At 62.3% G+C, this 700-nt stretch carries 1 protein-coding gene; it reads left to right on the top strand.

Translation table 11 applies throughout. The features are described from left to right. Positions 1-16 precede the first annotated feature (16 nt). On the top strand, positions 17-700 hold a 684-nt coding region (locus QCE58_RS34000), incomplete at its 3' end, for a filamentous hemagglutinin N-terminal domain-containing protein (protein WP_409014200.1).

The following is a 700-nucleotide window of genomic DNA, read 5'->3' as shown; positions in this document are numbered from 1 at the left end:
GCAAAAGGAGGGAGACATGCAACGCCTGGCGTCGTATTCATGCATTCGCACCCCAAATCAACGTTACTTCCTGATGCGACCGTTCGTGCTTGCCATAGCGTCCGCCTACGCGATCGCTGGAAACGGCGCTCCGCCGCTCCCGAGCGGGGGACAGTTCGTCGCAGGCAGCGGTGTTATTACGACCGGCAGCCAGTCGGTCACGATCAACCAGACGTCGCCGCGTGGCGTGGTTGACTGGCGCAGCTTTTCCATCGGCTCGTCGCGCACGGTGACCTTCGACAACGGCAGCGGCGCGACGGTCAATCGGGTAACTGGCGGCGATCCTTCGACGATCTTGGGACAGCTGCACGCGAGCGGCAGTGTTTATCTCATCAATCCGCAAGGCGTGCTCGTGGCTCCCAACGGCGTGATCGCGACGGGCGGACGTTTCGTTGCATCGGCCCTGAATGTCGATCCGAATGCCTTCATGCAAGGCGGCCCGCTCACGTTTTCGGGCGGCGGCGACGGTGCGGTAATCAATCTCGGCAAAATCGGTTCAAGCGGCGGCGACGTGTTCCTCGTGTCGCGTAAGGCGGTGATTAACGCCGGAAGCATCGATGCGCCGAAGGGAACGGTTGAACTGGTGGCAGGAAATCAGGTGCTATTGCAGGACGCGGCTGGCGGCCAACAGGTTTTCGTGCAGGCGGGAAGCGGCGGCACG

Origin of the sequence: Caballeronia sp. LZ028 (assembly GCF_031451415.1) — a bacterium.
GTDB lineage: Bacteria > Pseudomonadota > Gammaproteobacteria > Burkholderiales > Burkholderiaceae > Caballeronia > Caballeronia zhejiangensis.
Note: the sequence above shows the minus strand (reverse complement) of the source record. Positions and strands in the feature narration are given on the sequence as shown.